15 protein-coding genes are annotated in these 14382 nt (G+C 36.7%); 6 read left to right on the top strand and 9 right to left on the bottom strand.

The window, feature by feature from the left end; translation table 11 throughout:
• Nucleotides 1-11: 11 nt before the first annotated feature.
• Entirely contained in the window at nucleotides 12-857 is an 846-nt protein-coding gene (locus ACSVH5_RS04555; protein ID WP_438060275.1) for a universal stress protein, read from the bottom strand.
• 276 nt (nucleotides 858-1133) lie between these two features.
• Here ACSVH5_RS04555 and mnmE point away from each other — a divergent pair, with 276 nt between their 5' ends.
• The 3 genes from mnmE (at nucleotide 1134) to ACSVH5_RS04540 (ending at nucleotide 3721) form a co-directional block, all read left to right on the top strand.
• Nucleotides 1134-2522 carry a tRNA uridine-5-carboxymethylaminomethyl(34) synthesis GTPase MnmE gene (mnmE, locus tag ACSVH5_RS04550; protein WP_438060274.1) on the top strand — a complete coding sequence of 463 codons (1389 nt, stop codon included), beginning with the start codon at nucleotides 1134-1136 and terminating at the stop codon, nucleotides 2520-2522.
• Nucleotides 2523-2882, top strand: coding sequence for a hypothetical protein (locus ACSVH5_RS04545; protein ID WP_438060273.1), 360 nt, complete (start codon nucleotides 2523-2525; stop codon nucleotides 2880-2882).
• A gap of 80 nt (nucleotides 2883-2962) precedes the next feature.
• Complete coding sequence (locus tag ACSVH5_RS04540) at nucleotides 2963-3721, top strand: S1/P1 nuclease (protein WP_438060272.1); 759 nt, start codon at nucleotides 2963-2965, stop codon at nucleotides 3719-3721.
• A 463-nt stretch (nucleotides 3722-4184) separates the two neighbouring features.
• Here ACSVH5_RS04540 and ACSVH5_RS04535 read toward each other — a convergent pair whose 3' ends face one another.
• A complete protein-coding gene (locus ACSVH5_RS04535) occupies nucleotides 4185-5045 on the bottom strand; it encodes an EamA family transporter (RefSeq protein ID WP_438060271.1) in 861 nt (286 codons plus the stop codon).
• Between the two features lie 457 nt (nucleotides 5046-5502).
• On the opposite strand from ACSVH5_RS04535, the gene ACSVH5_RS04530 reads away from it, so the two are divergent.
• Nucleotides 5503-7956, top strand: a complete 2454-nt coding sequence (locus ACSVH5_RS04530) for a hypothetical protein (protein WP_438060270.1) — start codon at nucleotides 5503-5505, stop codon at nucleotides 7954-7956.
• Nucleotides 7957-7993: 37 nt separating this feature from the next.
• Here the strand turns inward: ACSVH5_RS04530 and ACSVH5_RS04525 are convergent, their stop codons facing one another.
• From ACSVH5_RS04525 to ACSVH5_RS04495, 7 genes are all read right to left on the bottom strand, one after another.
• Nucleotides 7994-9457 (bottom strand): magnesium chelatase, encoded by a 1464-nt coding sequence (locus ACSVH5_RS04525; RefSeq protein ID WP_438060269.1) that lies wholly within the window; start codon nucleotides 9455-9457, stop codon nucleotides 7994-7996.
• 314 nt (nucleotides 9458-9771) lie between these two features.
• Nucleotides 9772-10890 carry a vWA domain-containing protein gene (locus tag ACSVH5_RS04520; protein ID WP_438060268.1) on the bottom strand — a complete coding sequence of 373 codons (1119 nt, stop codon included), beginning with the start codon at nucleotides 10888-10890 and terminating at the stop codon, nucleotides 9772-9774.
• A 301-nt stretch (nucleotides 10891-11191) separates the two neighbouring features.
• The gene (locus ACSVH5_RS04515) at nucleotides 11192-11986 is read right to left on the bottom strand and encodes an META domain-containing protein (RefSeq protein ID WP_438060267.1); all 795 of its coding nucleotides are present in this window, start codon (nucleotides 11984-11986) and stop codon (nucleotides 11192-11194) included.
• Nucleotides 11987-12033: 47 nt separating this feature from the next.
• A complete protein-coding gene (locus ACSVH5_RS04510; protein WP_438060266.1) occupies nucleotides 12034-12420 on the bottom strand; it encodes a YchJ family protein in 387 nt (128 codons plus the stop codon).
• Nucleotides 12410-12637 carry a hypothetical protein gene (locus ACSVH5_RS04505; RefSeq protein ID WP_438060265.1) on the bottom strand — a complete coding sequence of 76 codons (228 nt, stop codon included), beginning with the start codon at nucleotides 12635-12637 and terminating at the stop codon, nucleotides 12410-12412. Before ACSVH5_RS04505 ends, ACSVH5_RS04510 begins: the two co-directional genes overlap by 11 nt.
• Nucleotide 12638: 1 nt before the next feature.
• Nucleotides 12639-12791 carry a hypothetical protein gene (locus tag ACSVH5_RS04500; protein ID WP_342693289.1) on the bottom strand — a complete coding sequence of 51 codons (153 nt, stop codon included), beginning with the start codon at nucleotides 12789-12791 and terminating at the stop codon, nucleotides 12639-12641.
• Nucleotides 12764-13333, bottom strand: coding sequence for a hypothetical protein (locus ACSVH5_RS04495; RefSeq protein WP_438060264.1), 570 nt, complete (start codon nucleotides 13331-13333; stop codon nucleotides 12764-12766). The genes ACSVH5_RS04500 and ACSVH5_RS04495 overlap by 28 nt, the downstream gene beginning before the upstream one ends.
• A gap of 91 nt (nucleotides 13334-13424) precedes the next feature.
• Here ACSVH5_RS04495 and ACSVH5_RS04490 point away from each other — a divergent pair, with 91 nt between their 5' ends.
• Nucleotides 13425-13670 carry a hypothetical protein gene (locus ACSVH5_RS04490; RefSeq protein ID WP_438060263.1) on the top strand — a complete coding sequence of 82 codons (246 nt, stop codon included), beginning with the start codon at nucleotides 13425-13427 and terminating at the stop codon, nucleotides 13668-13670.
• A 162-nt stretch (nucleotides 13671-13832) separates the two neighbouring features.
• A complete protein-coding gene (locus ACSVH5_RS04485; RefSeq protein ID WP_064714805.1) occupies nucleotides 13833-14273 on the top strand; it encodes a KTSC domain-containing protein in 441 nt (146 codons plus the stop codon).
• Nucleotides 14274-14382: the final 109 nt, after the last annotated feature.

Genomic DNA, 14382 nt, shown 5'->3' with positions numbered 1-14382 from the left:
TGCTTAGTTTTTTAGGCTAAAGTGGCGTCACTTTGAAGTGCCAAAATTGGAATCTCGGAATAATCTGAAAATTTTCGGGTAAGACTTGGATTAAATAATTCTACAAAAAAGTTGCGTTTGTAAGTCACCATGGCCAGCACATCTATGCTTTTTTGGGAAACAAAATCTAGAATGGTGCCTTGAACATCCTCTAGTGGAAGAATGGTAAATTGCACAGGTTCGTTAGCAAAATGAGCTTCCCATTCTTTGATGGTTTCTGGTTTTACATCGGTTTGATTGGCTTTTACATACAAACATTTTACTTGTGCATTTGTTTTTTTGGCAATGCTACAAACTAATTCCAAAGCTTTTTTATCTTTTTCTCTAAACTTGGTGGTGAAACCAATGTTTTTTATTTTATGATAGGCTGCCGAAATTGGCACACTTAACACGGGTACAGAAACAGCAGACAAAACAGAGCCAGTATTAGTGCCTACAAAGAAGGTTTCCCAACCTGTTGCCCCAGCGGTTCCCATGACCACAAAGTTGATGTTTTCTTCTTTAATTGCTTTTTGAATCGTAGTCACCAAATCTCCGTCCATCAAACGATGGGTGATCTTGACATTGGTCAGACCTTCTTTCTCGGCTATAGTTCTCAGTTTGGGAATTTCATCTTTAAAAGCATCAAATTCAGCCAATTGAAGTGATTCGTAAATGGTGTAATAGTTGTCAGGCGTAAACTGACTGTCTACTATTGGGAGCTGAAAAGTGTGCAACAACACCAATTCTCCTTCAACAACATCGGCCAAATGCAGCGCATGAATAAAAGCATTTGTAGCCACTTCTGAGAAATCTGTTGGGAATAATATCTTTTTCATAAATGTTAAATTTACTTGTTATTAGTCATTTATAGAATCGCCTTCATTTATTTGGTACTAAATTGAGAAAAGCGATTGTTTAGCGCTATAGTTTTAAAAATTACCTTTTTAATTGTTGCCTAAATTTAAGAAATGTTTAGTCGAAATAGACTGATATTTATCAGTTTACCATATTTTTAACTATAAGATATACTTATTAGTAACAAGCTTGCTGTCACGAAAATGAAATTGCAAAGCCAATACTTTTACTTACTTTTGCATACAAATAAACACTTCATGATTCCAAACGATTCAATTGTTGCATTAGCTACGCCTTCAGGTGCTGGAGCCATTGCCATCATTCGTATTTCTGGTCACGATGCCATTCAAATTGGCAATGCAGTTTTTCGTTCAATCAAGAACAAAGACTTGACTACCCAAAAAACACATACGTTGCATTTGGGACATATTGTAGATGGAGAGAAGACCTTGGACCAAGTATTGGTTTCGATTTTTAAAGGACCTAATTCTTATACGGGAGAAAATACGATTGAAATTTCGTGTCACGGTTCTACGTATATTCAGCAACAAATTATTCAACTGCTTTTGCGTAAAGGTTGCAGAATGGCTGATGCCGGTGAATTTACCCTTAGAGCCTTTTTGAATGGAAAATTGGATTTGTCACAAGCCGAAGCCGTTGCCGATTTGATTTCGTCAGACAATGAAGCGAGTCACCAAATTGCCATGCAGCAAATGCGTGGCGGTTTCTCTAACGAAATTGCCAAACTACGTGAAGAACTGTTGAATTTTGCTTCTCTAATCGAACTCGAATTGGATTTTGCAGAAGAAGATGTAGAATTTGCAGACAGAACTCAATTTCACGAATTGGTTAACCGAATCGAATTTGTTTTGAAACGTTTGATTGATTCTTTTGCAGTTGGAAATGTAATCAAAAACGGAATACCAGTAGCCATTGTAGGCGAACCGAATGTTGGAAAATCGACTTTATTGAATGCTTTACTCAACGAAGAACGTGCTATCGTTTCGGAGATTGCGGGTACCACTCGTGATACTATCGAAGACGAATTGGTTATTGGCGGCATTGGCTTCCGATTTATCGACACAGCTGGAATTCGCGAGACCAAAGATTATGTAGAAAGCATTGGTATCCAAAAGACTTTTGAAAAAATAGAACAAGCACAGGTTGTTATCTATATAAGCCCCCTAACCCCCAAAGGAGGAACTTTGGATAACGTAAAATTGGAACTTGAAAAAATAAAAAATCAGTATCCGTTAAAACCTTTGGTAGTAATCATGAATAAAAAGGATTTACTATCCGAAACTGAAATTCAAAACATTCAACATCAAATTCCAAATATCCTTTTACTATCCGCCAAAAACAAAGAAGGTATCGAAGAGTTGAAGAATCAATTGCTTTCGTTCGTTAATACCGGTGCGCTCCGTAACAACGAAACAATAGTCACCAATACAAGACATTACGACTCATTACTGAAAGCCTTAGAAGAAATTCAGAAAGTAAAATTCGGGCTAGAAACCAATCTGTCCAGTGACTTAATGGCCTTGGATATTCGGGAAGCTTTATACCAATTTGGACTCATCACAGGGCAAGTCACGAATGACGAATTGTTGGGGAATATCTTTGCTAATTTCTGTATCGGCAAATAAATGACCCCACAAGACTTAATCGGAACTTACTCCATTTCAGGAAGCAATCAGGAAGCGAACCATGCTATTACTTATCAAGGTGTTTTAACGCTAACACTTGACGAATATGACCGCGTAAAAGCCCATTGGTTAATTAACGATGAACAAGTGCAAACCGGTTCTGGATTTTTCAAAAACAATATTTTAGTCATCAATTTTAAGTACAAGGGAGCCGACAAAGTCACCTACAAAGGCGTTGCGGTCTATCAATGCATAACAAAAGATGTTTTGGACGGTTTTTGGTCTGAAAAACACGGTGACCCACGTTATTTGGGTACAGAATACGCTTTACGAATCAAAAGCTCCGAATTTCTTAACTAAATCTTAGCGTTTGTAATTATTGGAATCTTACCAAAACTAGCCTCAATTCCTTACTTTTGTCAATCCAATTATTGTATTCCATGAAAAAACAAATTACACTCCTAGTAGTAGCCTTTTTATTCATCACGCAATCGAGCTTTGCTTGGGGCAAAAAAGGGCACGCCTTGGTGGCCGAAATTGCCTTTACCTATTTAGACCCTTCCATACAAGCCATAGTGACAAAATACCTTAATGGACGCTCTATTCAGGATGCCGCCAATTGGATGGACGAACTTCGCGACGACCACTCCTACGACTATCTAAAACCGTATCATTATGTCAATTTTGACAAAGGTGTAAAAGTAGTCAATCACGAAGGAGACAATATCATTTTCCGATTGACCCAAACCATACAGGAATTAAAAAACTACAAAAACCTCTCCGACGAAGATGTAAAAATGAAAATCTGCATCATTTTTCACTTAGTGGGCGATTTGCACCAACCGCTGCATGTGGGTTTTGGTACTGACAAAGGCGGAAATACCCAACAAATAAACTACAACGGAAAAGGCACCAACCTGCATTCTTTTTTCGATAGCGGCATCATCAACGCCAGAAACATTTCGCTCAACGATTGTATGGCACTCAACACCTACTCTAAACACCAAATCAAACGCTTGGGCAAAATCAATACCGTAAAATGGGCCAAAGAATCTCGAAGCTACTTGCCTACCATTTACGATTACAAAAGCAACGTCATAAGTGAAACCTATGTAGACACCCAAGCTCCAATCATCAAAAAACAATTACTTAATGCAGGACTTAGACTAGCCGCAGTACTTACGGCTATTTTTGGTTAATTCACTTTCGTTTTCAAAAAGTAAGCTTACTTTTTTTTAGGAGCAGTTCGTTTTTTGCGCACCACACGAGTCATCCCGCTGTACGCTATATCTTGCTGTGCGAACCCCGCACAGCAAGGATGCCGCTCCCATCGGGGCTGGGCTAGAACGTTTGGTTTTCATATACCATCTTTTTCAACACAACTATTTAGTAAAAAACGATTAATATCCTATGATGAAGTTACCTCTGACAGATTTCTAAAACCGGTCAGATTTGAATCCGTAAAAATCTTGCTAAAAGGATACTTCTATTTTTTTTATGAAAACAAAACGTACTCGCTTAGCCTCTCCCGAAGCTTCGGGAGCAGTGAAAATCCTTTTTTAGACCTGACAGGTTTCTAAAACCTGTCAGGTCTAAAAAAAGATTGTAGCGGAAAGCGGGACGACTCGTGTGGTGCGCAAAGAAGTAGTGCTCCTAGAAATATTACGCATTTAATTGTGCATACGTGAGCAAGACAATGGCCAATAATGCCAAGATTATGCCCAAATAGTTCTTCTTGGAAAGTTTTTCCTTAAAAATCAATACGCCAATGAGGCTGCCCAATACGATTACGCCCATATTCATTCCTGCAAAAACAGTGGAAGGATTTTCGGAAAAAGCTTGGTGTGCCTTGAGGTAAAAATAGATGTTTCCAAAATTAAAAACGCCTACTGCAATTCCCCAAAGAGCATTGCTACCCATAATTTTTTGGCGTTGGATGAAAATTTCATAGCCCACTACCCCACTCATCATCACCAAAGCCAACGCAAAAATGACCAAAAGCGAGCTGGTAAATGGCAGTTGGGTTTGCAAGGCGATTTGTTTGAACAAAATATCGATGACTCCAAAACCCAGCAACACCATAGCTGGATAGCCCCAATTGGAATTGCTATTCGGGGTGGGTTTCGACAAAACAAGCAGCAAGGCAGGAAATCCAACCCCAAAAGCCAACACTTTGAGTGTGCTGAATTGCTCCCCAAAAAGCAACCAAGACGCTAGTAACGGAATAAACAACGACAAGCGCTGAGCCGCATCGGTTTTGACAATACCTATATGCTGAATGGATTTTGAAAGCAATAGAAAAACACTTGGCAACAAGAGTCCGAGAGCGAGATACAAAGGCCACGGCGCTTGCTCAACCAGTGTACTGAATTCAGGCGGAAAACAAAAATAACACAGCAACAAAGCAATGGCATAATTGGTTGCAATGATAGCCTTACTATTGAAGGCTTCATGATTTCTGAAACACTTGAAAAGTACGCCCACGGTAACACTACAAACGATACTTAAAATTAAAAAGAACATACGATTTGGTTTAAAACTCAAAAATACGAATTCTTGCATCGATTACAAGATACCGACCATGACTTTGCCAGGGCAAACGCATAAGTATAAAAAAATACAAATTAGCCACAACCCGAGCGAGCGAATAGGCGGAGCAATTATACAAACTAACACAAATCTGTCAAAGAAAAATAAGATTGGTGTCATTCAAATTTTAGCATCACAAATAGTAGTGACTAGTAGTGTCATTCTATCTAACACTTTTTTAATCTTTGAAAATCAGCGAATCAGCGGTAGCGGTAAACAAAGTTAGTCAAGCTTCCGTCAAAGTTTTTTTCACTTTCTTGAAATTCGTGACAAAAAAATAAAGGGTTCGTTTGCCCTGATGACTTTGCTTTAGGATTAGCTTTGAAAAACTACTTTAGTTGATTATATTTGATTCGCAATGAACCACTTCTAACTACTAAACCTCATATTTATGGCTAATAAATGGTTGTCCTTAGGAAAAAAAATAGGTAAAATTTTTCTTCTTATTGCAATACTATTACTGAGCATCTATGGCATAATAGGACTCTATGTAAACGCTCATCACGATGAACTACTAAAAGAAGTTAGAGAAATTGCTGATAAAAACTGCAATGGCGAAGTAAAAATTGGTGACCTTGAAGTGCTTTTTTTTCGTGGTTTTCCCAATGTTACCATTGCCATAAAAGATGTAAGTATCAAAGACAGTTTATGGGCACAACATAAAAAAACATTGCTAAAGGCACCTTCTATTTATGCCGAAATTCTACCCTGGGCCATTTTTGTAAAGAAAATAAAACTAGAAAACATTAGTATCAATGATGCAACAATTGATCTTTATGTTGGAAAGGATGGATATAGCAATAGCTCCGTTTTTTCAACCCCAAAAAAAAACAATAAAGAGAGCTCCTCTGGTATGTTAACTTTAGAATTGAATCATCTTTCTCTGAAAAATGTCCATTTTATCTCTGAAAATCAATCCAAATTCAAAAAATTTGACTTCAACATTTTCAGATTACAACTCGTTGGCGCTGCAACATTTTCAGGATGGGAAGGAAATGTACAATTAGAGACGCAAGTAAAAAGCATGGCATTTAATACCCGTTATGGAAGTTTTGCCAAAAACAAAATCATAAAAGGTAAACTAACAATACAACACCAAAAGAATGAGGATGTGTTATTGGTAGATTCTGAAGCATTGGCCATTGGTGAGGATGTCTTTCAAATTCATTCTAAATTTGGGCTTACGAAAACAAACACAAAATATTTAATTACCATAATCAATCCCGACATAGCTTGGGATTCAGCTTACAACTTACTTTCTAACAATATCAGTAGTAAACTCAAAACTTTTAAATTGTCTCCAAATTTTGATGTTCAATGCGATATTGATGGCGATTTTAATCTTGAAGGTGATCCATATATCCATGTGATTACACATATGAAAAACACAGCACTCTCTTATTTTAAACATAAAGTAACTGAAGCCTCATTTATGGGTGAATTTACCAATCGGTATAAAAAGAATATTGCTACCGGTGATCAAAATTCAGCAGTTATATTGCATGATTTTAGAGGTAAAACCAATGGAATACCCTTCAAAACCAAACAAATGATGATTTTGAATTTTGAAAAACCCATTGCTTCAGGATATTTGGAAACCCGTTTTGATATGGTACAATTGAATGCAACTCCATTGAAAGAATATTTTAAATTTAGCAAAGGAAAGGCCGCTATTCAAGTACTATTCAAAGCCGATGTGATTGATTTAGAGATGAAAAAACCTTATCTCATAGGAGTTGTCAATTTTGATCATGCTGATTATACTTACGTTCCAAGCAATACAAAATTTCATAATACTACTGTTGATTTGGAATTTACACCCAAACAATTAAAAGTAAATTCTATAATAATCAATACCAAAAACAGTGCTGTGACCATGAACGGTTATTCGGATAATTTCATGAATTTATATTATGATGATCCTCAAAAGATTTTTATTTATTGGAAAGCCAAAGCCAAAAAACTAACCGTAGATGATTTTTATTCAGGGGAAAGCCCTAATAAACCAACCAGTAACAACACCAATACTTCAAAAAAAAGTATGGCATCGACTCTAGATCAAGACTTTTTTAGCACCTTACATCAATCCAAAGGAAGTATTGATTTAATTGCTGAAGAGTTGATTTATAAAAAATTTAAAGCCAAAAATGCCATTACTAAAATCAGAGTAGCCAATGACAGTATTACTTTGCAACAAGCCTCCTTAGCATTTGGTCATGGCAAATTAAATCTCAATGGTAGTATTGTTCATGCAGCAAACCACAATTCTTTTTCGACTTCTATGCAACTGCAAAATGTTGACATTCAAGAAGTGCTCTATGCCTTTAATAATTTTGGTTCCAAAACCATAACCTATAAAAATATCGAAGGAAAGCTTACTATTACAAGTTCACTCACGGGAGCATTCACTCGAAAAGGTGATTTTATTTCACAAAAAGCTACTGGTAATTTACTATTACAACTGAATAATGGTGAATTAATTCAATTCGATCCCATTAAAAATGTAGGCAAATATGCGTTTCCATTTAGAGATTTTAATCGAGTTAAAATTGAGCCTTTACAATTGAATATCAAACTTAAAAATGGAATAGCCCAACTCCAACCTACTCCAATTAGCAGTTCGGTTTTAAATTTAGACATTGCTGGTTTGTATGGTTTCAATGGGCAAACCAATTTACAAGTCGATGTTCACTTGCGTGATCCTGAAAAAGACAAAGGCATCACCAATAAAAAAGTAATAAAAGAAAACCGAAAGAAAGGTATCACTCTTCATTTACAAGCTGTAGATGATGAAAAAGGAAACATCAAAATTAAACTGAGAGGAAAAAACGAAAAACTGCAATAAAAAAAAGGGTTTAGCATTGAACTAAACCCTTTTCAAATTATAATTTACTGATGTAACTCCCAAACGGATCCTTGAACTGATAGCCTTCGGAAAAACGATCTTTGCTCAACTTTTTATAGGAAGCCAAGCCCCACAACAAGAATTCTTTCATAAAATAATAATCCTCCTTGGGCAATTGCGGTTGGTATTTTTTGATAATGACTTCTAATGGTGTCACACTATCCAAAATAGTTTGATACTCTGAATTCGTGGCATCATCCAATAATTCGAAACCACTTTCGGCAAAAAACCATTCTAAAATATCGGTATAAGCTGTTTTTTCTCCTTGTTTTTCCAATTTTTCGATCTTAGGAAAATAGCCTGGAAAAAAGGTACGAATCGCATCATTGATCAAATGCTGGGCGACCACCGCAGCGCCTTCTTGTTCTCCCTCGTATACTAATTCTACTTTTCCGGTTATGGCAGGAATCACGCCCATAAAATCAGACAAACGCACTGCTGTAGTGCTCTCTCCTGCTTTTAAAGCACGTCGTTCAGCTGTACTAATCAAGTTTTCGTAGGCCGTGATGCTCATTCTAGCACTCACACCACTTTTTGGATCAATAAAATCGCTATCTCGCGCTTCAAAGCTAATTTGTTCCAACAAATCTTTGGCCAAAGCAGGTACATACACTACATCGGTCTGACTGCTTTCTAGTTTGGCTTCTTGCTGGGTGATGGTACGAGCAATGGCAATAGTTTCTGGGTAATGGGTTAAAATTTGAGAGCCAATACGGTCTTTCAAAGGCGTAACAATACTTCCACGATTGGTGTAATCTTCTGGATTGGCAGTAAAAACAAACTGCATATCCAAAGCCATTCGTAATTTATAGCCTCGAATTTGTATATCGCCTTCTTGCAAAATATTAAACAACGCTACCTGAATGCGAGCTTGTAAATCGGGCAACTCATTGATGACGAAAATACAGCGATTCGCTCTGGGAATCATACCAAAATGAATCACACGATCATCCGCATACGACAATTTTAGATTCGCTGCCTTAATAGGATCGACATCCCCAATCAAATCGGCTACTGTTACATCGGGCGTCGCTAATTTTTCATAAAAACGTTCGCTTCTTGGCAACCACTCTATGGGTGTAGCATCGCCTAACTCGGCAATCAAATCCTTAGCGTAACGAGAGATTGGGCGGAAAGGATCATCATTAATCTCAGAACCCGCCACAATTGGAATGTATTCGTCCAACAATTCGACCATTTTTCTAGCCAAACGCGTTTTTGCTTGCCCGCGAAGCCCTAGCAAATTGATATTGTGCTTCGACAAAATAGCGCGCTCCAACTCTGGAATCACCGAATGTTCAAATCCGTGTACCCCTTCAAAAGTCGGAATACCTGCTTGCAATTTCTTCCTCAAATTATCGCGCAATTCTTCTTTAATAGTTCTTGGCTGATAACCCGATTGTTTTAATGCGCCTAAAGTGGTACTATTTTCTATTTTCATATGTAGATAATTATTGCTTTTCTAAGTTCATTAAGAAAACTTCTCAATTAGTATTGAATGCCTTAAATTATATATTTTAACTTCTTTCTTAAAATTGCTTCCTAAAAAACACACCCCCAGCCCCTCTAACTCAAAGAGTATATTTTTTATGGTAGTCGTTGAATCTTCGATTTCAAGAGGGGAGTAGAAAAAACAATAAAATCGTTATGGTTTACTGTTTTGCTTCTCTTTTACTAATTTCTATTTTCTGACTTCTATTTTCTGACTTCTATTTTCTTCTTTCTGAACACTGCCTTCTGCCTTCTGAACACTCCCTACCTAATCCGCTTCTTTCGATTCGCTTCATAATCCTCAAAAATCATTTCACCGAGTCCTTTCAAACCCGTATAAAAGGCTTTTCCTTGATTGGCTTCGGTAAAATAAGTCACGAATTTTTGCAAATACGGATCATTCGCTATCATAAAAGTGGTGATAGGAATGTGTAATTTTCTGGCTTGTTGTGCCTGAGTGTAGCATTTGTCTACAATGTATTGGTCTAAGCCATTACTATTCATATAATACGAGCCATCTTTCTCCCGCACGCAACTTGGCTTCCCGTCGGTAATCATAAAAATTTGCTTGTTGGTGTTGCGTTTTCTTCGGAGTAAATCCATGGCCAATTGCAAACCAGCGACGGTATTAGTATGATAAGGACCCACTTTTAGATAAGGTAAATCCTTAATCGCAATCGTCCAAGCATCATTTCCAAAAACCAAAATATCCAAAGTATCTTTTGGGTATCTGGTTGTAATCAGTTCAGCCAAAGCCATCGCTACTTTTTTGGCAGGCGTGATACGGTCTTCGCCGTACAAAATCATACTATGGCTAATGTCAATCATCAAAACCGTACTCATTTGGGCTTTGTATTGGGTGTCCTCGACCACCAAATCGTTTTCTGTAAGTTTAAAATCGGCTACCCCATTATTGATTTGGGCATTGCGCAAACTTTCGGTCAGCGAAATACGTTCCAAACTGTCTCCAAAATGAAACTCACGAAACTCACCCGTATGTTCATCGCCATTTCCGCTATGTTTCGTTTTGTGATTGCCATTTCCCGAGCGTTTCATAGTACCAAAAATGGTATCCAACGCTTGCTGACGAATAGCGCGTTCGGTTTTGGCTGTAATGCCCGTTCCAGTGGTGCCGTCGTCTTTCAATTCCTCACGGATGTACCCTTTTTTCTTTAAATCTTCAATAAAATCATCGATAGTATAACTGGCATCGGTCAATTTATATTCCTTGTCCAATTCGCGCAACCAAGCAATCGCCTCGTCAAAATCGCCCGAAGTATGCGTAATTAATTCTTTAAAAATAGGAAACAAACGGTCAAACGGCGACTGAAATGGCGCTTCGTAGGTCTTAAAATAAAATCCAGCACGGTTTTGGTTTTTCATCGCAAACAACAAAATTGGATTATGAATTTATAGTTTTAACTAACACTACTTCCTAATTTAGGAGCAGGAAAAATAGGCTTTTTAGCCAGCAACGTCCCGTCATCCGCTATATCTTTTTCTTTTTAAAGAAAAAAGAAAAAGGATACCGCTACTGCCGGGGCTAAAGAGCAGCAAATCGCTTTCTGGTAAGCAATAAAGCCAATACCCTTTTAAAACGATGCTTTAGAATTTTAAAAGTACAGTATTTTGTTGCGGTGGCTGGTCTAACGTTTATTAATTTTTAGTTAAATGCAAAAAAAAATCAATCTACCTTTTTGAAAACCAATTCAATACCTGAAGAATTGCTGAGTATCAAATGCAAATTATCCATTTGATAAGCAGTACTACTTTCTAGCGAAGTCAACAGTTCGCTTTCTCTATTTTGAGGTTCACAAGCTATTCGAGTAGTGCTGATATTGGTGAAACGCAACAACCCTTTTTCAAAAAAGAGTTTCCCATTCATTCGATTACAACCCGCGTAGCCCATAAACGTTCCATTGGTACTATTAATTTCAATATAAGGTAATTGTTTGGCAAATTTATTTAATGACACATTTTCACCGTTCATTTTTTCCAACACCCAAATATCGTGCAATCTAGCATCAATCACATAATATCCACAACCCGAAAAAGTTTTGGAGGTATTAGAATTGTTCGTCATTTCAACCCGAACAGTATAAGGTAATTCTTGACCAGACATTGTATTGGCGCATTTTTGCTGCTCAATGGTGATGGCTGCCGTTCCAGCAGAAGTAGTCAATCGATAGGTTTTTACATTGGCATCCATGGCTCTTATTGGATCAATATGAGGCGCAGTAAATGACTTAAAATCGGGCAATAGAGAAGTAAACTCAATCTGTGTAGCACTAATTTTCAAACTCCACTCAGGTTCGTTCCCCATCGCTCGAAAATAAATTCCTTGCTCCATATTTTCTATTTGCTCCTGATAAGCCTTGGTTGGTTTCGTGTTCAAAGAACTATCGGCTGGAGCATTGATGGCAGTTTTACAACCCAAAAACAATACAATCACAAAAAGTAAACGGCTGTAATGTAACATAAGGCAATTGTTTTAGAAAGTAACCCCTAAATTTAGCGAAAAAACTACTATGTCTCAAAAAAAAGACCATCTATATAATACCAATGTCCTTCCACTTTTTTAAAAGTAGAGCGCTCATGATGAATGTAGGCTTTGGCATCTGGACCTCTAAAAAAAGCTTTAAATTCAACTATGGTTTCCTCATAAGAAACAATCTCTAATTTTTGCCATTGGTTTTCGCTAGCCCAACGTAAAATTTCATCTTTAGAAAAAAGACTTCTTGTACTTTCGTGTGTAGTCGCTACCAAATAGTCAGCATTTTTAACCACGTAAGCACTATATCTGGACCGCATCAAAGCCAAAGAGGTTGGTGCTGTTTCGTAGCCTAAAATGTATTTTTCACAACATTCTATAAAAGCCAGTCCGGAGCCGCAAGGACAAACATTATTGTTCATCTTCAGGATTTATTTTCTGAAACAACTGATTCAGCAACACTTGATATTTACTGATTTCGATTAAATCGGCATCATCTTCTGAATGGTCTAGAAGTTCGTCCAACGCCTCACTTACTTCGGTCAATTTATTATTGGCTTCACGGTTTTGCTTTTGTGCCATCAAATCGATGATTTCTTGCACTTGTATTTTCAATTGGTCAAAAGGATTCTGGCTCATCTTATTCATTTTTAGACGCTTGGTCTGCATTAAACTTTTTTACGATTTCTTTTAATTTCTCTTTGCGCTCCATAGCGGCTTTCTTGGCCTTATCTTGGGCTTTGTGCAACTTGTCGTTGTGTTTCTTTATGTTTCTTTCGTTGTTTCTTCCCATTGTATACTACGTTTTATTTCTTCAAGAGAGCGCTCGGTATATATAATTTGCTCGATTATTCTTTTCCTTAATTCATTTATATCTTCATAATCAAAATACTTCGCCCAATTGGTCAATTCGAATAAGTTCCGAATTTGCTTGATTTTTTTGGTAGTCTCAAAACTGGTACGAAGCACCGCCTTTTGATCGTAATTGGGATTTTGTTTGTGCTGATAATTTACGGTTCTTTTAATGTAATCTGCTGCGATGTAATACAACTTATCTTCAGCATTATCGGGATAAAAATCATCCCAACGCGCAAATCCTACTTTAAATTTAGAGCTTGTAGCAGGTTCCAATGGTTCCAAACGCCATTTACTATTGGCAAATCGTCCCCAATGATTGGATAAACGAAACATCCCTTCAGGAATGTAATAATACTTACTCCCCGAGGCACTGTGATATTGCAAAACCAATCCTTCAATTTGCTCCAAAGCGACTTCATAAAACACACAAAAAGTGTTTTTAAAAGATTGCGGTGCGGGTCGAAAAACGTTTTTCATAGCTGCAAAGGTAAGCAGAATAACCAAAACCAATATAATAGCCATAATTATTGTGTATCTTTGCCCTTTATAAATTTGAAGTTTCAGGATCATGGAAAAAGGAATACCAAGCAAAATGCTAAAAAAAGGAATACATACTGGAATAGTGGAACAAGATGAAGACAACAACTTTTTTTGTGGCCCATATTTGTTAGATTATAAAATGGCTTTGCAATATAAATTGGGTGATATTATCACGATCAAATCAGTAATCGAAAACCCAAGTGATAAAAGCTATGATAAATATCCTAAAAAATCAAGGAATTTTGATAAAGCTAATATGAAGTCCGAACAATAGACTATTTTTTAAAACACTGTAAATCAAAAACTTTAGCTAGTTTTTGATTTTTTTTTGGTCCGAAACTAAAAAGATAAAAAAAAGTGTACCTTTGCAAAAAATTTGTCAATTCTGAATTCTAATTCATTACTTCACATTAAAAGACAATAAGTTACCTTATTTATGAAAAAAATCGTTGAATACCGCAAGCTACTGAATGTAGACAAAAACGTAGACCTAAAAGAGTTAAAAACAATTTATCGCAATGCGATGAAAGACGCGCATCCTGATAAATTTCAAGGCGATGAAGAAGGATTAAAAGCTGCTGAGGAAAACAGTAAAAAAATCATTGAAGCTTACCATTTCCTAGTAAGTATCAACCCAGAGACAATTAAACAAAACTTACCTGAATATACAGAAACTATTGCAACATCAACCATTACTGACTACAAATTTGTAGAAGGACGTTTGATTATCAATTTTTCTAACGGAAGTGTTTACGAATATATTAGTGTACCAAAAGCAACCTATGTAAAAATGGTCAACGCAGATTCACCAGGGCGTTTTGCTAAAAGACATATTCTTAATGCTTTTACTTGGAGAAAAACTATCAATCAAGACTAATTACTCTTATAAATAGTATAAAAAAGCATTCATTTTGAGTGCTTTTTTATTTAGTTCTTAAATGTTACTTAAAAAACAAGACTATAACAAAAATTTAGGGTGCAATAGT

The organism is Flavobacterium sp. RSSA_27, from assembly GCF_051547125.1.
Classification (GTDB): Bacteria; Bacteroidota; Bacteroidia; order Flavobacteriales; family Flavobacteriaceae; genus Flavobacterium.
Note: the sequence above shows the minus strand (reverse complement) of the source record. Positions and strands in the feature narration are given on the sequence as shown.